The 20,244-nt window shown below is 48.3% G+C and carries 20 protein-coding genes; all 20 read right to left on the minus strand.

Translation table 11 applies throughout. The features are described 5' to 3' along the window. Nucleotides 1-4 precede the first annotated feature (4 nt). The 20 genes from H1R82_RS01075 to H1R82_RS01170 all read right to left on the minus strand — a co-directional run bounded on the left by H1R82_RS01075 (nt 5) and on the right by H1R82_RS01170 (nt 19,767). Nucleotides 5-328 (minus strand): c-type cytochrome, encoded by a 324-nt coding sequence (locus H1R82_RS01075; RefSeq protein WP_181731365.1) that lies wholly within the window; start codon nt 326-328, stop codon nt 5-7. 10 nt (nt 329-338) lie between these two features. Next, the gene (locus H1R82_RS01080; protein ID WP_181731364.1) at nt 339-1,181 is read right to left on the minus strand and encodes a hypothetical protein; all 843 of its coding nucleotides are present in this window, start codon (nt 1,179-1,181) and stop codon (nt 339-341) included. An 81-nt stretch (nt 1,182-1,262) separates the two neighbouring features. Further along, on the minus strand, nt 1,263-2,051 hold the full coding sequence (locus tag H1R82_RS01085; protein WP_181731363.1) for an enoyl-CoA hydratase/isomerase family protein: 789 nt from the start codon (nt 2,049-2,051) through the stop codon (nt 1,263-1,265). A gap of 33 nt (nt 2,052-2,084) precedes the next feature. Further along, a protein-coding gene (gene prfB / locus H1R82_RS01090) for a peptide chain release factor 2 (protein ID WP_181731362.1) occupies nt 2,085-3,198 on the minus strand; the annotation gives its coding sequence in 2 pieces (ribosomal slippage) (nt 2,085-3,125 and nt 3,127-3,198; 1,113 coding nt in all). A gap of 76 nt (nt 3,199-3,274) precedes the next feature. Beyond that, on the minus strand, nt 3,275-5,809 hold the full coding sequence (secA, locus tag H1R82_RS01095) for a preprotein translocase subunit SecA (protein ID WP_181731361.1): 2,535 nt from the start codon (nt 5,807-5,809) through the stop codon (nt 3,275-3,277). Between the two features lie 102 nt (nt 5,810-5,911). Then, a complete protein-coding gene (locus tag H1R82_RS14805) occupies nt 5,912-7,129 on the minus strand; it encodes a glycosyltransferase family 4 protein (protein WP_181731360.1) in 1,218 nt (405 codons plus the stop codon). A 235-nt stretch (nt 7,130-7,364) separates the two neighbouring features. Continuing rightward, the gene (gene wecB, locus H1R82_RS01105) at nt 7,365-8,432 is read right to left on the minus strand and encodes a non-hydrolyzing UDP-N-acetylglucosamine 2-epimerase (protein ID WP_181731359.1); all 1,068 of its coding nucleotides are present in this window, start codon (nt 8,430-8,432) and stop codon (nt 7,365-7,367) included. 160 nt (nt 8,433-8,592) lie between these two features. Beyond that, a complete protein-coding gene (gene hpf, locus H1R82_RS01110; RefSeq protein WP_181731358.1) occupies nt 8,593-9,156 on the minus strand; it encodes a ribosome hibernation-promoting factor, HPF/YfiA family in 564 nt (187 codons plus the stop codon). Nucleotides 9,157-9,350: 194 nt separating this feature from the next. After that, nucleotides 9,351-9,551, minus strand: coding sequence for a cold shock domain-containing protein (locus H1R82_RS01115; protein ID WP_037997728.1), 201 nt, complete (start codon nt 9,549-9,551; stop codon nt 9,351-9,353). Between the two features lie 104 nt (nt 9,552-9,655). Continuing rightward, nucleotides 9,656-10,378: an amino acid ABC transporter ATP-binding protein gene (locus H1R82_RS01120; RefSeq protein ID WP_181731357.1), complete on the minus strand. Its 723-nt coding sequence runs from the start codon at nt 10,376-10,378 to the stop codon at nt 9,656-9,658. A gap of 113 nt (nt 10,379-10,491) precedes the next feature. Then, on the minus strand, nt 10,492-11,172 hold the full coding sequence (locus tag H1R82_RS01125) for an amino acid ABC transporter permease (RefSeq protein ID WP_181731356.1): 681 nt from the start codon (nt 11,170-11,172) through the stop codon (nt 10,492-10,494). 116 nt (nt 11,173-11,288) lie between these two features. Next, nucleotides 11,289-12,047 carry a basic amino acid ABC transporter substrate-binding protein gene (locus tag H1R82_RS01130; protein ID WP_181731355.1) on the minus strand — a complete coding sequence of 253 codons (759 nt, stop codon included), beginning with the start codon at nt 12,045-12,047 and terminating at the stop codon, nt 11,289-11,291. A gap of 194 nt (nt 12,048-12,241) precedes the next feature. Beyond that, nucleotides 12,242-12,517: a non-specific DNA-binding protein Hbs gene (gene hbs / locus H1R82_RS01135; protein WP_037997689.1), complete on the minus strand. Its 276-nt coding sequence runs from the start codon at nt 12,515-12,517 to the stop codon at nt 12,242-12,244. A 77-nt stretch (nt 12,518-12,594) separates the two neighbouring features. Then, complete coding sequence (locus H1R82_RS01140) at nt 12,595-13,314, minus strand: ComFC family protein (RefSeq protein ID WP_181731354.1); 720 nt, start codon at nt 13,312-13,314, stop codon at nt 12,595-12,597. A 21-nt stretch (nt 13,315-13,335) separates the two neighbouring features. After that, on the minus strand, nt 13,336-14,172 hold the full coding sequence (locus H1R82_RS01145) for a helicase-related protein (RefSeq protein ID WP_181731353.1): 837 nt from the start codon (nt 14,170-14,172) through the stop codon (nt 13,336-13,338). 69 nt (nt 14,173-14,241) lie between these two features. Further along, nucleotides 14,242-14,973: a DEAD/DEAH box helicase family protein gene (locus H1R82_RS01150; protein WP_181731352.1), complete on the minus strand. Its 732-nt coding sequence runs from the start codon at nt 14,971-14,973 to the stop codon at nt 14,242-14,244. Between the two features lie 49 nt (nt 14,974-15,022). Beyond that, complete coding sequence (locus tag H1R82_RS01155; RefSeq protein ID WP_181731351.1) at nt 15,023-15,448, minus strand: glycosyltransferase family 2 protein; 426 nt, start codon at nt 15,446-15,448, stop codon at nt 15,023-15,025. A gap of 70 nt (nt 15,449-15,518) precedes the next feature. Then, nucleotides 15,519-16,253, minus strand: coding sequence for a response regulator transcription factor (locus tag H1R82_RS01160; RefSeq protein ID WP_232333920.1), 735 nt, complete (start codon nt 16,251-16,253; stop codon nt 15,519-15,521). Nucleotides 16,254-16,497: 244 nt separating this feature from the next. Then, nucleotides 16,498-17,697: a methionine adenosyltransferase gene (metK, locus tag H1R82_RS01165; RefSeq protein ID WP_181731350.1), complete on the minus strand. Its 1,200-nt coding sequence runs from the start codon at nt 17,695-17,697 to the stop codon at nt 16,498-16,500. A gap of 189 nt (nt 17,698-17,886) precedes the next feature. After that, the gene (locus H1R82_RS01170; protein WP_181731349.1) at nt 17,887-19,767 is read right to left on the minus strand and encodes a S8 family peptidase; all 1,881 of its coding nucleotides are present in this window, start codon (nt 19,765-19,767) and stop codon (nt 17,887-17,889) included. Nucleotides 19,768-20,244 lie beyond the last annotated feature (477 nt).

Genomic DNA, 20,244 nt, shown 5'->3' on the forward strand with positions numbered 1-20,244 from the left:
CGGATTATGGCTGCCCAATCAACCAATCAGCCAATTTTTCCCGCTGATCTTGGGGAATGTGCGATTGAGCAGGCATGCTTCCTTTTCCATTCTCCAAAACCTGAAGAATTTCATCTTTATTCATTTTCTCGCCGATCTTTTGCAAACTCGGCCCCATGGCCCCTTGCCGGTCTCCGCCATGGCAGGAAGAACAGTTATTCATATAGACCGTTTGGGGATCCGAAGCCGTTGTCGTCCCGTTTTGATTTTGCGAAGTGTTCGAATTTCCGCATCCTGCCAAGAGCAACAGCCCACAAAGCGCTCCGAAAAACCAACCTGCTTTTTTCATGGTATCACCCCTACTTGTTCTTTTTGGAAAACAGACTTTTCCCCGCATAATGCTTGGCCCGGGAGGGCGTTTTCTTTTGGTCTTGTTCCTCTTCCTCTTGATTATGGCCGGGTGCTTGCGAGCCGAGTAAGCTGGCTTTCGGGTGTTCCCCCGGATCTTTCGTTGATTCCCCGCTTTTTTCCGGCTTTAACAAACTTCTTTTGTACAAACGGCGGTTTGCCTTTTTATCCATTGCTTCCTGTTGCTTTTCGTCCGCCGCCTTCTCTTCGTCTTCCCGGTTTTTTTTCGGTTTTTGCGTTTTTTTATTTAATGTCAGGGTTTGGCCGGACACTTCTTCCGACTTGGATTTCAACAAACTTTGTTTGCCTTTGACACCCGGTTGTTCGGATTTCTTCTCTGACGTTTTGGAAGCGGTGCCATCGTCTTTGGATGGAATCTTTTCTTCGGAAGCAACCGGATTGGCCTTTGCGTTGACACGCTTCTTCCCGTCGGGACGGCTGGTGTTGGATTGGGTACCGGGTTTGGCGTCGGGCTTGGTGTTGGCTCTTCTTTTTTGGAGCTCCTCAGGATTCCGCACAACGATTTCCTTGTCTTCATCCGGATGTGCTTCCGTCGGCCGTTCACGATGGATGCGGGGCTTTTGTTTTCTTTTTTGCCTTTCGCGCTTAAACCGTTCCATGGAAATCTGCACATCTTCGCTGGACATGTTTCCATCCGGAAACATTCTTTCGATCTCTTCCACTTCTTTTTTTCTTTTCTTCGAGACGATAATGCTGATGACCGATATGATGACAATCAGCGCAACAACAAACACGGTTCCCCACAAGACGGGATTTTCCATGATCATATCCATAAGACGACCTCCTCTTTTCTCTGCTCCCCCAACATGACTATGTAATGAGAAGGCCGGCTTTGTTTGCCGGCCCGCCAATGTTTATTTTCCTTTAAACAGGGGCTCTCTTTTTTCAAGAAAAGCATCCATGCCTTCCACACGATCTTCGGTGGCGAAGGACAAACCGAAGTACGCGGCTTCCATTTGCAAGCCGGACCGGAGATCCGCTTCTGCTCCCTGATTGATTGCTTTTTTCACAAAACGGACGGCCAGCGGGGCCTTTTTGGCCAATAATTGAGCCAACTCTTTTGCTTTGGGCAACAACTGGTCGGAAGGGAACACCTGATAAACAATTCCCAACCGCCGGGCTTCCTCAGCGGAAATCATTTCCCCGGTCATGCAAAGGTATTTGGCAGCTTGTTTGCCGATCAAGCGGGCCAAACGCTGCGTTCCCCCGTAACCGGGGATGACTCCCAGGTTGACTTCGGGTTGCCCGAATTTTGCATTGTCCGACGCAAGAATAATATCCCCGCTGAGTGCCAATTCCAAACCTCCGCCCAAGGCAAATCCGTTGACGGCCATGATCACCGGGATGTTCAATTCTTCAATCCGGTTGAACAAGGCCTGTCCTCTTTTGGCTTTGGCTTCAGCCTGATCCGGCCGGGAGATTTCGCGCAACTCTTTGATGTCGGCCCCAGCAACAAAAGCTTTTTCCCCTGCTCCCGTAATCACCAATGCCCGGACGTCTTCCGATTGTTCAACGGACGCAATCGCTTCTTCCAATTCGTTTAACAGATCCTGATTCAGCGCATTTAAAACCTTTTCCCGTGAAATCGTCAGAACCGCCGTATTCCCCTCAAACTCCACGTTTAAATATTTCCAGTCGGACATTTTCCCGCCCTCCCTAGTTGTTGATTTTTTTCTCTAGGATTTCTGATTTAATTGCTGACGCAAATACGCTTCGATAAACGAATCGATTTCCCCGTCCATCACGGCTTGCACGTTGCCCACTTCCACTTGCGTCCGGTGGTCTTTCACCATGCTGTAAGGATGGAAAACATAAGAACGGATCTGATTTCCCCATCCAATCTCACTCTGTTCCCCTTTCAGCGATTGCAATTCTTTTTGTTGCTCTTCCAACTGCCGCTCGTACAAACGGGCTTTTAAAATTTTCATCGCCCGGTCGCGGTTTTTGATCTGAGAGCGTTCCGACTGGCAAGTGACCACAATGCCGGTTGGAATATGGGTGATCCGGACCGCTGAATCCGTCGTATTCACATGCTGGCCCCCGGCACCGCTGGAACGGTAGGTGTCAATTTTCAGGTCTTCCTGCCGGATTTCAATTTCGATATCATTGTCAATCTCCGGCATCACTTCAACCGACACAAACGAAGTGTGGCGGCGGCCGGAGGAATCAAAAGGCGAAATACGCACCAAACGGTGAATGCCTTTTTCCGCTTTCAAATACCCGTAAGCATAATTTCCTTTGATCAGCAACGTCACACTTTTTATCCCGGCTTCATCCCCTGCGAGATAATCCAATGTTTCCACTTTGTATCCATGGTCTTCCGCCCAACGGGTGTACATACGGAGCAGCATGTCCGCCCAATCCTGCGATTCGGTTCCGCCTGCCCCCGGGTGCAGTTGTAAAATCGCCGAGTTGCGGTCATACGGTTCACTGAGCATGACTGTCAGCTCGAAATTGTCGATCTCTTTTTGCAAGGAACGGATTCCGCTTTCCAATTCTTTCTCCATGGAAGGGTCTTCCCCTTCTTCCTGCAACAATTCGAGCATCAATTGCTGTTCCTCAAAGGCTTCATCCAGCTCTTCCATTTTCTCGATCTGTTCTTTCAATTGTTTCATTTCGCCGATCACTTTTTGGGCTGATTCCTGATCATCCCAAAAGTCGGGAAGAGACATTTGGTTTTCCAGTTCTTTCAAACGCGCTTTCTTCTGATCGAAGTCAAAGAGACCTCCTGATGTCCGCCAGTTTCCCGGCTGTATTTTCAAGTGCTTGTTTCATTTCATGGATTTCCATACCTATCACCTCATGACATATCTTATTCCAAAAAAACGGATTGGAAAAGGGAAGGCTCAGGGTTCCCTGAGCTCTTTCATTGAACCGAAACAGATTTTTCATTTTTTAAGCAGCAGTTTTTGTATTTCTTTCCGCTGCCGCAAGGGCAGGGATCATTCCGCCCCACTTTTTCGCTCCGGCGAACCGGTTGCTTCTTCGATACCGTCCCGCTCTGTTCCTGGCCGGAAACCGCCTTGGTGTTGACAGCGACTTCCTCCCGTTCAATTTCTTCTTTTTCATCGATGACCGATTTCATCACATAACGAACAACTTCCTCCTGAATTTCGCTCACCATTTCCTCAAACATGGCAAAACCTTCAAATTGGTAAGCCCGGAGGGGATTGTCCTGTCCGTACGCCCGCAAATGAATGCCTTGCCGCAATTGTTCCATCGCATCAATGTGATCCATCCATTTCCGGTCAACCGTCCGCAAGGTCACCACTTTCGCAAATTCATTGAGCCGTTCTTCGCCCATTTCCTTTTTGCGTTCTTCATAATATCTTACGACTTCGTCATAAATATATTCGATCATTTCTTCCGGATCCAATTTTTCCAACTCATCGATGGAGATCCTGCCTTCCGGGAGCAGATTGGATTCGACGAAATCAAGGATGGCATCGAAATCCCATTCTTCCTCCAGGTCATCGGCCGTATGGGCCTTGACCACTCTTTCGATGGTGGATTTGGCCATGCCGAGGACAACATCTTTTAAATCCCGGCTGGTTAACACTTCACGGCGTTGTTTATAAATGATTTCCCGTTGCTGGTTCAACACATCGTCATATTGCAAAACCCACCGGCGCGCATCGAAGTTGTTCGCTTCCACTTTCCGCTGGGCATTGGCCACCGCTTTGGTGAACAATTTCCCCCGGATCGGTTCGTCATCGGGCAGTTTATTCAACATTCCTTCCAGATTTTCCGCCCCGAACCGGCGCATCAAATCATCATTCAGGGAAAGGAAGAACCGGGAAGAACCGGGATCGCCCTGACGTCCAGAACGTCCCCTGAGCTGGTTGTCAATCCGCCGGCTTTCATGGCGTTCCGTTCCGATCACATGCAAACCGCCCAGCTCGGCGACTCCTTCTCCCAAAACAATGTCGGTTCCGCGCCCGGCCATGTTAGTGGCAATGGTGACGGCTCCTTTTTGCCCGGCCTGTGCAATGATTTCCGCTTCCCGTTCATGGTTTTTCGCATTCAGCACCTGATGGGGAATCCCTTTTCGCTTCAGCATCCGGGACAAACGCTCTGATTTTTCGATGGACACCGTTCCCACCAACACCGGCTGGCCTTTTTGGTGGCATTTTTCAATTTCCTCCACCACGGCCTTCATTTTCGCTTCTTCCGTTTTGTACAGCACATCGGAGTAATCTTCCCGGATCATCGGGCGGTTGGTCGGAATTTGCAAAACATCCATGTTGTAAATTTTGCGGAACTCTTCTTCTTCGGTTTTGGCCGTTCCGGTCATTCCGGACAATTTTTCATACATCCGGAAATAGTTTTGCAAGGTGATGGTGGCCAGGGTCATGCTCTCCCGTTGAACCTGCAAGCCTTCTTTGGCCTCAATCGCCTGGTGCAGGCCGTCGCTGTAACGCCTTCCGTACATCAAGCGGCCGGTAAATTCATCCACGATGACCACGCCGTCTTCATTCACCACGTAATCTTCGTCCCGTTTCATGAGAACATGGGCTTTCAACGCTTGCTGGATGTGGTGGTTCAACATGATGTGCTTCATGTCATAAAGGTTGTCGATTCCGAGGAAGTTCTCCACTTTCTTCACGCCGTCTTCGGTTAACGTCACTTGCTTCGTTTTGATATCCACCGTAAAGTCTTCTTCCGGTTTCAGGCGGCGCACCACTTTGTCTGCCGTGTAATACAAATCGGTGGCCTTATTGGCTTGCCCGCTGATAATCAAAGGCGTTCTCGCTTCGTCGATCAAAATGCTGTCGACCTCGTCGATAATGGCATAATGCAGTTCGCGTTGCGTCAACTGCTCCGGATACATCACCATATTGTCCCGCAAATAATCAAATCCGAATTCATTGTTCGTTCCAAAAGTAATATCCGCCTGATAGGCGGCTCTTTTCTCTTCCGGCGACATGTGGGGCAGATTCAGCCCGACGGTGAGGCCCAAAAATTCAAACACCTGCCCCATCCATTCACGGTCCCGTTTGGCCAGGTAATCATTCACGGTGACAATATGAACGCCTTTTTCCGTCAAAGCATTCAAATAAGCAGGAAGTGTGGAGACGAGCGTTTTTCCTTCCCCGGTCTTCATCTCGGCAATATCGCCCTGATGAAGCACCATTCCACCGACCAGCTGCACACGGAAATGACGCATGTTCAAGACACGGCGCGCGGCTTCACGAACCACGGCAAACGCCTCCGGCAGGAGATCGTCCAATGTTTCTCCTTCCTTGAGACGCCGTTTAAATTCATCCGTTTTCTCTCTCAATTGGGCGTCGGTCAGTTTTTGCATATCCGGTTCCAAAGCATCAATCTGATCGGCAATCTGAAAAAACTTTTTCAGTTGCCTTTCCTGATTGTCAAACAGTTTGCGAAGGGTTTTTAACAACCTTCATCATCTCCTACCTTGAGCTGGATTATATATTCGCCGAAATCCAAACAAATCCATATTGTATAGTTTAACAAATTTTTTCCCCTTTTTCATTGCGCTTTACTTCACCAGCTCTTTTAAGAATCCGTAGAAACGACGAGCCAATTTTTTGCGGTCCCCTTCCCGGTCAATATATTCCCGACCCCGCTTCCGGATGGCTTCCCGCTCTTCAGAAGACAGGGAACGCACTTTTTCAATGGCTTCAGCCAATCCTTCCGGGTTTTCCGCTCCCGCAAAGAAACCGACTTGATTCTTTTCCACAATTTCCCGGACTTCCCCGTCGACAGTGGTGACGATCGGCAGGCCGATGAAGGTGTAGTCAAACAATTTGTTGGGCCGGGCACCGCGGAAAACTTCGTTGTCCGCCAAAGAAATGATTCCGCAGTCAGCCGCTTGGGTATAGTCAAAAATCTCCGACTTGGGCACCGGATCCAACAAATGAACGTTATCCAAGCCTTCTTCTTCTTTCAATCGAAGCAATTTTTCCTTTTCAGGCCCGTCTCCGATCAAAACAATGGAAACACCCGGTTTTAAATGGCGGCCGGCTTTCACCACATGTTGCAATGCGTTGGCCGGACCGTGTGCCCCGGTATAAATGGCAACAAACTCATCTTCCTTCACACCCATCCGTTTGCGGAATTCCGCCCGTTTGGACGGATCGGGTTTCCAGGAACCGACCACAATGCCGTTGGGGATCAACCGGATTTTATCGGGATCAAACCCTTTGTCTGCGATAAATTTGCGCTGATGTTCCGTCAACACGATAATCTGGTCGGCTTTTTCATACAAAAACGATTCCATCCAAGTCAAAATCCTGACCACCCATTGATTGTTCAAACCGCCCATTTTGATCAGCGAATCCGGCCACAAATCACGCACTTCCAAAACAAACGAGCAACGCTTTACTTTTGAAAGCATCCATCCAGCAAACGCCGTGAACAAATGGGGGGAAGATGCAATCAACACATCCGGCTTCTTTTTGAACAAACCGGCCAGAAAAAAGATGGCGGCAAAACTTCCCATGTTGAGAATCCGTTTGAAATCGTTGGTTTTATGCGGGAAGGACCACAGCCATTTCAGCTTCAGCCCTTTGACCGGTTCAATGTTTCGTTTTTCTTCCTCCGTGATAAATGTCCGGCGGGGGTGCACAAACTTGGACAAAAACAGCGTCACTTCCGCCCCTTCGCCTTCCGCCCACTCTCTTGCCAGCTCATAGTGGCGGGTGATGCCTGCAATATTCGGTGGAACTGCATAATGATTCGCTAACCATATCCGCACGATCTTCACTTCCTTGTATCTCACTTTTTTAATTTATGAAAAAAGGAAATCAATTCCTTTTGTAATATAAACGTCATTGTATTACAAAGTCTGAAATAAACTATCGTCAATGTAACATAATCGCACTGCGTTGGGTATCCTTTCGATTCCTTTTCGCAAAATAGTCAAGATTAAAACCGTTGATAAAAAAGCCAGTTCCTTTTTCAGAACTGGCTTCATTTCGCTTCATTTCTTCTTATCCTATATCTTTGCCCAACTGTTCCAAAATTTTCTCCGCCGCGTGTCCGTCTCCGAAAACCGGTTCCACCTTGTCAAAATCCACTTCGAATTGTTCAACGGCTTCCAAAATCTTGCGGGAGTCCGCTCCAACCAATACATTGGCTCCCAGTTCAACGGTCTCGGTCCATTCCGTCTCATCACGCATGGTAATGCAGGGAACCCGGGCAAACAAGGCTTCTTTTTGGACGCCTCCCGAATCGGTTAAAATTTTCTTCGCATTGACTTCCAGCTGCAACATATCCAGATAGCCGACGGGTTCAATGCATTGGACACAGTCGTTTTGAATGGCAAAGCCATACTCTTTCAGTTTTCCGCGCGTTCTCGGGTGAAGCGGGAGAACAGCCGGCACCGGCAATTCATTGATCGCTTTTACAATTTCATGCAGCCTTTCGGGATCATCCGTGTTTTCCGCCCGGTGCAAAGTGATCAAAATATAGCTTCCGGGCTCCAATCCGAGTTTTTCGAGCGCACCGGCTTTTTCTTCCGCCAAACGCCGGTTGTAAAGCACGGCATCCAACATCACATCGCCGATTAAATGGACGCCTTCGGTGATTCCTTCCGTTTGCAAATGGTTGACTGCTGTTTTCGTGGGACAAAACAACCATTTGGAAACATGGTCGGTCAACACCCGGTTGATCTCTTCCGGCATCCGTTTGTTAAAACTTCTCAGCCCTGCTTCCACATGGGCCACCGGAATATGAAGCTTGGCAGCCGCCAACGCCCCGGCCAAGGTGGAATTGGTATCTCCGTAAACCAAAACGCAATCCGGTTTTTCAGACAAAAGGACTTCCTCGATCTTGCCCAACATTTCACCGGTCTGCCGGCCATGCGATTTGGAGCCGACATGCAAATGGTATTCGGGCACGGGAATATGTAATTCATCAAAAAACACATCCGACATGGACTGATCATAATGCTGACCGGTATGTACAAGAATTTCTTCAGCATGACGACGAATCACACGGGAAACCGGTGCTGCCTTGATAAATTGCGGTCTTGCTCCAACCACTGTTAAGACTTTCATTGGATAAACCCCCTGCGTGCTCTGAAATTAAAACTGGGAGATCCCATGGAATATGAAGTTATCATATCACAGCATGGTCCAAGTTCAATCTCTTTATAAAAACATCATAAAAGCAACAATCCCCCCAAGCAAGGGGGGGATGATTTCGCAGTTTGAATTTTTATTCGGGTTCAATCAGGCCGACCTTTCCATCTTTTCGGCGATAGATCACATTTATTTCATCCGTGACGGCATTGGTGTAGACGAAGAAATTGTGCCCCAACAGTTCCATTTGCAAAATCGCTTCTTCGGTGTCCATCGGTTTCAGTTGAAACCTTTTCACCCGGACAATTTCATCGTCCCCTTCTTCTTCATCGGTCAATGCGGTCATGGTGGTTCCCTTTTCGGAAGCGTTTTCTTTCAACATGTTGCGAAAGCCGGCCTCGCGGCGGGAACGCCGGTTAACTTTGGTTTTGTATTTCCGGATCTGTCTTTCCAGTTTTTCCATGACCAGATCCACGGAGGCATACATATCTTCGCTCAGTTCCTCGGCCCGGACCAAAAGTCCCGGAAACGGGATCGTCACTTCGACTTTGTGCATATCTTTTAAAACATTCAGGGAAACTTGTGCCTCAACTTCAGCGGAATGATCAAAGTATCTTTCCAACTTGCTCAACTTACGTTCGATAAAGTCTCTCAAAGCGTCTGTAACTTGTAAGTTGTGACCGCGAACGATACATTTCATGGGGAAATCCTCCTTCCGCTTTGTACTTTATCTATTCCCTGATTTTTAAAAAATTCCTCCGGTATTTGTTACAATTAATATAAGGGAAATGTTGGATGTTTTTAATTTTCGAAAAATATCCGGCCGCATGCCACAGAAAACACAAAAGCTCCCCGGAGGAAACCCCGAGGGAGCTTTATTTTCAATTTTGAACGTTAACCTAATTTAACAACATTCGCAGCCTGTGGTCCACGCGAACCCTCCACGATTTCAAATTCAACCAATTGACCTTCTTCCAATGTTTTAAATCCTTCCATTTCAATCGCGGAATAATGGACAAACACATCGTCCCCGCCTTCACGCTCGATGAAGCCGTAACCTTTCTCCGCGTTGAACCACTTGACTTTGCCTTGCATGAAAAATACATTCCCTTCTTCAATCAGATTGCACAAGACATACATCTCACGCCATTTAACTATATCATTTGTCTAAAAATACTGTCAAGAAGACCCTTTTTGAATCACAAAACCTTGCTGAGAAAATTTTTTAATCTTTCGTGCCGGGGATGAAAAAAGATCTCTTCCGGACTGCCCGTCTCCAGGATTCTCCCTTCGTCCATAAAGACGATGCGATCGCTGACTTCACGGGCAAATCCCATCTCATGGGTGACGACGACCATCGTCATCCCTTCCCGGGCCAAGGCCTTCATCACTTCCAACACTTCTTTCACCATTTCCGGATCCAAGGCGGAAGTGGGTTCGTCAAACAACATGACTTTGGGCTCCATGGCCAGTGCCCGGGCAATGGCCACCCGTTGTTTTTGTCCTCCTGACAGTTCACCGGGATAACTTTCCGCTTTTTCCTTTAATCCCACTTTATCCAATAACGCATAAGCTTTCGGCTCGATTTCCTCTTTTTTCATCTTCCGGACACGAATCGGAGCCAAAGTGATGTTTTCCAACACACTCAGGTGAGGAAACAGCTCAAAATGCTGAAACACCATTCCCACTTCAGCCCGCACCCGGTTCACATCGGTACCGGGGTGCGTCAAATCTTGTCCGTTTACGATCAACTTGCCTGAAGTAATGGTTTCAAGCCGGTTCAAACAGCGCAACAACGTGCTTTTGCCTGATCCGCTCGGACCAATGACACAAACAAGTTCTTTTTCATTTATCTCCAAATCAATCTCTTTTAATACGTGATACTGACCATAAAATTTATCCAGTTTTTCTGCCCGAATCATCCTGTCATCATCCCTTATCTGTTTAAGTCCGTCAGGCATCCCGTGCATGCCATGCTGCGGGGCCGGTACAAACAAGCCACTGCTAACACCGGACCGTCATTTCTTTCGCCACGCTAACGTTTGCTTGTCTGAAACCGTTTTTCCAAATAAGAAACCCATTGCGTCAGAAGCGTTGTCAACACGAGATACACCAATCCGGCCGTGATATAAGGGGTCCAGCGGACAAACGTGTTTTTGGCCGTCACGAATGCCGCATACGTAATATCATTGACGGCAATCACGGTCACCAAGGAGGTGTCTTTCAAAAGGGTGATCATTTCATTTCCGAGCGGCGGCAACATGTTTTTAAACGCCTGAGGCAACACCACAAACCTCATCGCTTGTGGATAAGTCATGCCCAACGAACGGGCTGCCTCCAACTGCCCTTTATCCACAGACTGAATGCCGCCGCGAAAAATCTCCGCAATATATGCTCCGGCATTCATGGAAAAAGCAACAAAACCGGAAATGACAGCTTCGGGCGGATCCATGAAAAACATTTCCGCCAGCGTGGGCAATACGGCAAAATGGAAAAACAAAATCTGCAAAAAAAGCGGGGTTCCGCGAAACAGATGGACATAAACCCTGGCAGGAATCCTGAGCCATTTCTTCGCGGAAATCAACATTATCCCCAGCAAAACCCCGATCACCAATCCGACGGCCACCGCCACCGCAGTCAATTCGATGGTCGTGATCAATCCCTGGATAAACAAGTCTTTATATTCGATGACAACCGACCAATCCCAATCCATCATTTATCCACAGTCTCCTTCTCCCTGTCCACAGTTATTCACATAGTTATCCACATTATCCACAAATTAAAAAACAGGCTCTTTTCACAACTTACCCACAAGTTATCCACAGATTTGGTTCACTTATCCCCAAAATATTTGGCATAAATTTTGTCATAAGTTCCGTTTTGTTTAATCTTTTTCAACCCGGAATTCAACTTGTTCAACAATTCCCGGTTTCCTTTTTTCACAATGATCCCGTAAGATTCCGCCGGCATCGACGAATCTTGAACCGTTTTGAATTGGCTTTTTCCCAACTTTTTTAGGTATTCCGCATTCACCGCTTCATCCACCACCACCGCATCAATGCGGCCGAGCTTCAAATCTTCCACCGCCGAGGAAATCACGTCATACCGTTTCAATCCCGGATACGTGTTTCCAAATGCTTTTTGCACCACTTGTTCCCCCGTTGTGGACGATTGCACCCCGATCTTTTTCCCTTTTAAATCGTTCAATGTTTTGACCGGGGAAGCCGACGGAACCAGAATCACTTGTTTCGCTTCAAAGTAAGGTTCCGTAAAATCGTAAATCTTTTGGCGCCCCTCCGTGATGGTGATTGCAGAGATCCCTGCATCCAGCCGGCCTCTTGCCACGCCGTTTAACATGACATCCCAGCCGGTATGTTGAAAATCAAACGAAAGGTTTTCCGCTTTGGCCACAGCCGACAAAATCTCGGCATCAAAACCGGTGATTTTCCCGTTCCCTTCCAACTTTTCAAACGGGGGAAATTCGGCATTGGTTCCCACTTTGATGCCATGTTCCTTTTCAGCCGGACTGTCGCAGCCGGCCAAAAGAACCAAAGAAGAAACCAAAGAGAGTATAATCATGCAAAAACGCATTTTTTTCACATCCCTTCCCAAACCCTTGATCCGCTAAAAACCAATGAGATGAAATCATTTCCTTTGAAAAGATTTGATTTAATTATACATATCAATGTATATTTATTCAATCTCGACATGGATGCAAATTCAGGAAACCGGAAATAAAAAAATCACCCGGGGCTCAGCGCCTCAGGTGATTCAGCAGGGACGGATTACTGATTGATCAATTCTTTCAATTGTTTTCCGGGTTTAAAAGCCGGGGCTTTTCTTGCTTCGATAAACATTTCTTCTCCGGTTTGCGGGTTTCTTCCTTTGCGTGCCGCGTATTCACGGACTTCAAAGTTTCCGAATCCGATCAGTGTAACTTTGTCTCCGTTTTTCAATGCTTCCGAAATGGTTTGCAAAACGCTGTCGACGATCATTCCTGCCTCTTTCTTCGTTTTGCCCGTTTTTTCAGCTACTTTTTCCACCAATTCCGTTTTGTTCATTTTTCAACGCTCCTTCACGATTACTTGATTTACACTGCTATCTACAAGAGTTGACCACTTTTTTCTATTCTAATACTTTATCTGGCAAATGTAACAGAGAAAACTTCTTGAAATCCCGCATTCCGCAAAACTTTTGCACACTCTCTGACCGTGGCGCCGGTGGTGTAAACATCATCCACGATCAACACGGACCGTTTCCGGCCCTTTTCCGCTTGCCTTTGATCCGCCAACTGAAAAACGCCATTTATGGAATGAAGCCGCTCACGGCGAGTACGCCTGCTTTGCGGAGTGGTTTCCTTTACCCTTTTCAATAAAGGACGTACCGGGATCCACAATTTTTTCCCGATGGTCAATGCCAATCGTTCCGCTTGATTAAAGCCCCGCTGTTTTTGCCTTTCGCCATGCATCGGAACATATGTGATCACCGAAACGGCTTTTCTCCCGTAGTGTTCCCGGACCACTTCCGCCATCCACTTTCCCATCGGCACCGCCAGGCTTTCCTTGCCGCCATATTTCAATGTCCATATCCATTCCCGGACCAAAGGGGAATAGGAAACAGCGCTGCGATTCACGACCCGTTCACCGGGAGGGACCCGCAGACAATCTCCGCAAATCTCCCCGTTGAATATCCCGGGACTCATGCAAATGGAACAAAACGGTTTTTGCAGCATTTCCGCTTGCTCCAGACAAACCGGACAGATGTGATCCGATACCGACACAGGGAGTGTCCCTTGCACGGGAGACGGGCAAAACCAGCAAGTACGAAAAGCCGGAAACAGAGACGACCACCACTTCACCTCTGATTATACGCTCCTTTTTCAGCAAAATCCTTCTTTTTCAGCAAAATGATTCAGCCACTTTATTTTTTTCAACGCTTGTTTTTGCGCCATGGTTTTTTCCTCTGACAAAAACCAAACCACTCCCTTTTGGTACCCGGCATTTCTCCCGACGCGGCCGGCGATTTGCACGAGGGTTGCTTCGTCAAAAACCGGATGATCTCCTCCCATGACCAGCACATGGCAACGCGGAACGGTCACGCCCCGTTCCAAAATGGTGGTGGTCACCAAAACGTTCCACTTTCCTTCGCGGAATTCCCGGATCTTTTGCTCACGGAAAGGATCGCGGGCATGAACACCCCCGGCTCTGGCGAAACGGGATGGGGCATTTTTCTTTAACCATAAAAGCACCAAGCGGACATCCCGGACCCTGGGCACAAAAATGAGAGCTTGTCCCCGGCATTCATCCAGTTGTTGCAAAAAACGGGTCAAGACGGCGACGGACTTCCCTTTGCTGATTTTCGTCCATAACCGGCTCTCCCGAAACAGCTTTGGAAGCGGAAGCGGATGTCCGTGATACCGGGCCGGCAACATCACGGCGGCCAGACGCCCCCTTTTCGCGGAGTCCTGCCAATAAACCGGCGGTGTCGCGGTTAACAAGACTTGTTGCCCGTCGGGGGCCATCGCCCGGTTCAATCCGCTTTCCAACGCCGGATCGCCATAAAGCGGAAAAGCATCCACCTCATCAATGATCATCAAATCAAACGCATGATGATGACGCCACACCTGATGGCAAGTGGCCAGAACAAGCGGGGAAGAAAGCCACCGGTGCGGGGATCCCCCGTACAAAGCAACCGTTGCCGGAAAAAATTCCCGCACCCGGGGGTACAACTCCAACACGACATCTTTGCGCGGCGTCGCCCATAAAATTCTTTTCCCGCGATCCAGTCATTTTTGAATCACCGGAAACATGATTTCGGTCTTTCCGGCTCCGGTGACAGCCCAGACCAAAACCCTTTTTTCCTGGTGCTCAAGAAGGGCTTCGATCCGGGAAGAAACCCGTTGCTGGTTTACGGTCAATGAGAACGCCGGTTCCTTGCTGGCCGGTTTTGCCGGTTTCCTTTCTTCCGGTTCAAACAAGAAAAAAGGAGTGCAAGCACGGCTGCGCCCCATCAACAGGCAATGTTCACAAACCGCACACTCGCCGCCGCACGACAAACAGACCGTCGCTTTGATTTCTGCACCCTGATAACCGCATCGTTCACAACGCCATCTGCGTACCGGACCCTCCTTGATCACACCGGGTTTCAATTGGCATTTTTGTTCCAGGATCAGGATTTGCAAGGCTCTTTTCATCATTTTCAAATCCATGCCTGACAAATGTTTCTCCACCAGGTTTTGGACTTCCTGCCACAACAACGCTCTCCCGGAAAGAATTGGAAATAGAAGGTTTGCTTGTTCCATCCATGCCGCAAATTCATGGTCAACCGGCATGGTGACAGGTTCCGGTGATTTTTCTTTCCTGCCCCGGGCCAAAGCCCAGGCATCCCGGATCGAACGGGTCCGATGCACCTCCGCCAATGTCTTTCCCCGCTTCTTCCAATACCGGAAATCCACTTCCGCCGCCAGACTGAAACGCCCCTGTTTTTCCCCTTCCAGACGATAAAAATAAACTTCCAACCCCATCACTTCCCAAAAATGAATCAGGCCGGATCAAGGCCTGATCAAATCAAGCGGATCCTTTTTCAGATTTGTCCGACGAATCAACCTCTCTCAAGTCCATCACAATCAGCTTCCCTCTGTTTTTCTCTTGGGATTGAAGCCAGCGATAAACCGCTTCATCTTCATCGGTACCGGAATGAAGCCGAATCACTTCCAATGTGGGATAACGTTGTTTCAACCGGTTTAAAATGAACAGGGTGTCATCTTTGGAACCGGCATCCAGACAAGTGATTTGCCCCGGCTTTCCCTGTGGACCGTTCCATGCATAATAGGACCGGATCATCCACTCGACTTCGTGTTGGCTGTTTTTTGTAATGATCACCAGATGGACGGCTTTGTTATGGTAATAGTTGCCCAAATAGCGGGAAAGACCCTTCACCAGGAAATAGAGGGCAATGTACAAAAAAACGCTCCACAAAATCCATTCTCCCATACCAAACGCCCCTCCTCAAAAAGCATCGTATGGCAAAAAGGCAGGGACTGTGACCATTACGGGATATTCGTCATATCAATTGAACCCATCCGTATCTCATCGCCATCAACACCGCTTGCGTCCGATCCTGAACATTCAATTTATACAAGATATTACTCACATGGTTTTTAACCGTCTTTTCGCTGATGTAAAGATGCTCACTGATCGTCCGGTTATTTTTTCCCTGTGCCAATAGTCTTAAAACTTCCATTTCTCTTTCAGTCAAAACTTCTCTCCAGGAGACCTTGGGAACCGTCCGGTAATGATAATAAATCGTCCCTTCCATACGGCTCAATCTGCGCAATTCATTGACCAAACTGCCCATCATGACGGGATGAATATAGACGCCTCCGTGGGCAATGACACGGATCGCATCGACCATCGTCCGGATTTCGGTATCTTTCAACAGGAAACCGGACGCTCCGGAACGAATCGTTTCCAACACATAGGGATCGGCATGATCGGATAAAATCATAATCTTTGTCTGCGGGCTCATTTTCCAAAGCCGGTAGGTGACTTCCACTCCGTCCACCCGCGGCAGGTATAAATTCATGACGACAACATGCGGGTTCAATGTTCCACAGGCCAAAGGAACCTCGTTCCCTTCGGATATTTCGCCAACGAGCATCATATCGCTTTCCCGCTTTAAGGCCTCTTTGAGCCGGTCACGAAACCGGGTGTCCTGATCGGCTATCATGATCCGGATCGGAGAAGGATGTTGTGAAATTTCGATATTTTCTTCTACTTCGGCCCGCTGTTTCTCCAAGGGAATCGCCTCTTTCTCGCAATATTGCCTCTATTTAAATTTTACCATGAATAAAATCAAGATGAAATAAGATGTCCATCATTTAAAGACAATCCTTCACTTCAAAAGAGAACGCCCATTTTTTTCATCACCGGCCGGCCGTTCCCTTGTATGCCGGAACCAAACAGCCAAAGCGGGCGGTTTTTTAAAATCCATAAAGAAAAGAGCTTGTGCCTGACGGTCACAAACTCTTTTCCGTTCTTTATTATAATCCGGCTTCTTTCTTCAACACGTCCGCCAGGTCAGTGCGCTCCCAAGGCAAGTCGACATCGGTGCGCCCAAAATGACCGTATGCGGCTGTCTGACGGTAAATCGGGCGACGCAAATCAAGTTGCCGGATAATGCCGGCCGGGCGAAGGTCGAAATGTTTTTCCACCAGTTTTACCAGCGTTTCTTCATCCACTTTTCCCGTGCCGAAAGTGTCCACACGAATGGAAACCGGACGGGCCACTCCGATGGCATAAGCCAGCTGTACTTCACATTTGTCGGCAAGTCCGGCGGCGACAATGTTTTTCGCCACGTAACGTGCCGCATAAGCTCCGGAACGGTCCACTTTTGTCGGATCTTTACCGGAAAATGCCCCACCGCCGTGCCGGGCATATCCGCCGTAAGTATCCACGATAATCTTCCGTCCGGTCAGTCCGGCATCCCCTTGCGGACCCCCGATGACAAAACGGCCGGTCGGATTAATGAAGGTTTTGGTTCGCTCGTCAAACATTTCGCCCGGAACGACCGGAAGAATCACATGTTCCATCAGATCTTTTTTAATCTGTTCCAATGTAACATGATCCGCATGCTGTGTGGATACAACAATGGTGTCGATCCGGACCGGTTTATCATCCTCATACTCAATCGTCACTTGGGTTTTTCCATCGGGACGAAGGTATGGAAGCGTGCCGTCCACCCGGACTTCATGCAAGCGACGGGCCAGTTTGTGTGCAAGCGAAATGGGCAGCGGCATCAATTCTTCCGTTTCGTTGCATGCAAACCCGAACATGATCCCTTGGTCACCGGCCCCAATGGCTTCAATTTCTTCTTCGGTCATGGAGCCCTCCCTTTTTTCAAGGGCCACATCGACGCCCATGGCAATATCGGGCGACTGTTCGTCAATGGAGGTAAGCACGGCGCAAGTTTCGGAATCGAAACCGTATTTTGCCCGGGTATAGCCGATATCTTTAATCGTTTGACGAACGATTTTGGGAATATCGACATAGCAAGAAGTTGTGATTTCACCACTGACCAACACCAAACCGGTGGTCACTGAAGTTTCACAAGCAACCCGTGCATTTGGATCTTTTTCCAGGATGGCATCCAAAATGGCATCGGAAATTTGATCGCAAATTTTGTCCGGGTGGCCGACCGTGACGGATTCAGAGGTGAAAAGGCTGCGTTTTGTTGCTGACATTCATTCTCCCCCTATCTACCCTGAAACTGCAAACAGAAAAAGCCCTTCCTTCGAGGAAAGGCTTTATTGTTCGTAATCCTCGATACCCAGATACATAAAACCCCTATTTTTATTTAACATTAGAATAACCTAATCATTCATGAATTACAACCGTATTCTTCTCTTCCACATTTTGACGGCATCCGCTTGTCAAACCGGTTCAAAAGAAATGATCAATTGGTACGGATCCTCAATCAGATTTCCTGCATAGTCCGTCACGCGAAAATAAAACGGCCCCGGCTTCACATCCAGCGACAAAGTTTCGGTTCTTCCTTCCCTCTCTTCATCTTGTCGCATGTTTTCCCAATCATCCTGCCGTATTTTAAAGATCACCGGATCAAAACGCGGGGTCAGGGGTTGAACCTGCACCACCAGCCTCCCCTCTTTCGGAATCGACAATTGGTACCAATCGGCATCGCCGGGACGGGAAATAGTTGCGGAAAATACTTTTTTGTTTTCCGAAAGCGGCAACAAGGTGGCTTGGGACAACAAATCATTCGCTTCATACTCATCCTCTTCCGGCAAATAAGCGGCATGAAACCGCAAGGCAACCTCTCGTTTCGATGTTTGGGACACCGACCATTTCAACAAGATCTTCCCCTGAGAAACCGGTGTGATGATCCGTTGTTTGCCCGACCAGGCGGAAAGGGAAAAGGAACGGGTTTGACCAGTCGTTGCCTGGATGATGGACAAAAAAACATCTTCCCCCGGTCCATCGAGCACTTCCACATCCACTTGCAGCCGGCCGGCCTTGTTTAAATCCAGTACGTACCAATCCGGATCCCCTTTTTGCAGGACCAGTCGGATTTCTTGGGAAAGAAAAAAAGGCGTCGCGGTTTGTTCACTGTCATTTGGTTCGGCCATATCGGGATCCAGCGGGGACCGAAGCGCACGATCCGCATCCAACAATCCAAACCCGGTCTTTTCATTCCAACGCGGTGATGAAGCCGTTTGCCGGAGCAACATGCGGATATCCCCGGGCGTGTAATCGGGACGAAGCTGCCAGATCAAAGCCGCCACTCCGGCAACTTGTGGTGTGGAAAAAGAGGTTCCCGAATCAAAAGCATAATCCCCGTCATTGGACATGGTATAAATCATGTCACCAGGCGCCACGATGTCCAAACCGTAACCGGTATTGGACAACGGCTCATGATTCCCCTGAAAATCCGTGGCACCCACAGACAAAACTGAAGGGAATGCCGCCGGATAATACAAAGGTTGGCGGAACAACAGCTCCCCTTTTTCGAATTCCGCATTCCCCGCCGCCGCAATCACCAGCACGCCTTGCCTTTCGGCTTCCTCCACCGCGTCTTCCATCAACTTGGAGTAAGTCCAGCTCCCTTGTGACAACACAATGATGTCAGCACCGCGCCGGATGGCTTCGCGGATGCCTTTCACAGTGTAGAAAATTTCCCCATCCCCGTCGTTTTCCATCACTTTGACCGGCATGATTCTTCCCTTTCCAACCGCTTTTCCCTCTCTGGCTCCCCAGGTGGAAGCAATCACCCCGGCAACTTTGGTTCCATGCCCGAAATGATCCTGCGGGGGCAGATCAGGATTTTTCACGTTCACTCCTTCGGTCAGAAAAGGCTTAAGCGCCGGATGGGACAAATCGACTCCGGTATCCACCACCGCCACCGTCACCGGCTTTATCCTGTCAGGATCCGCCTTTTTCCGGAAATAAGCCCAAGCCTTCGAAACATGGGTTTGTTGCAAATAATAATTTTTGCCAAACACAACCCGAAAGCGGCTCCGTTTCTTTTCATCCCCCAGTTCATACCGGATATCAGGGCCGATGGATTCGATGCCCGGATCTTCTTTCCATGTTTCAACCCACCGCTCATCATCCGTTCCCGGTTTAGTCCGCACCAAATACAAGCCTTCTCCCCCTTCTTCCAAAAGCTCCGCTTCCATCCAGAAAGAAGAAGGAACCGGCTGGCGCCACTTCACCACCCACTTTTGGCTTTTGCTCCGCGCTCCGGGGGTGGACATCATCGGCAAGGTTACAGCCAAAAGCAACAAAATAAACACAAAAAACAGCCCCACTGTCCTCTTTCGATTTATCATGTCAATCACCAAAAGTACGATTATTTTCAAAAAACATAAAGCCGGATTGTAGATTCATACGAATTTATTATATAAAATAGATAATTGTAGATAGAATCTTTCTTTTTCTTTTATAAAAGCTTCTCTACCTTTTGCACCGCTCTTTTGAAAGAATTACAGTGTCTCAGACACGTCATCCGAGAAAGCGGAAACAGAAGGGGACTCCTTGACACTCCACAGCTTTCCAAATTTTGAAGAAAGCTATTCCGGATTTTTCCAAAATCCCTCCATTCTGTTGAAAAAGCCTGTTTCGCCGTTCCCGTCGTTTCACCGTTTTCTCAAATTCGACAAATTTTTACGCAACCATCCTGATCGGATTACGTCTACATAAGTAAGTCTTTTTATAGGATTCCATTCGATTCTGTTTCCATTTTGATCCATGGTTTGAACGGGAGCCATTCT

The organism is Thermoactinomyces intermedius, from assembly GCF_013912365.1.
GTDB lineage: Bacteria > Bacillota > Bacilli > Thermoactinomycetales > Thermoactinomycetaceae > Thermoactinomyces > Thermoactinomyces intermedius.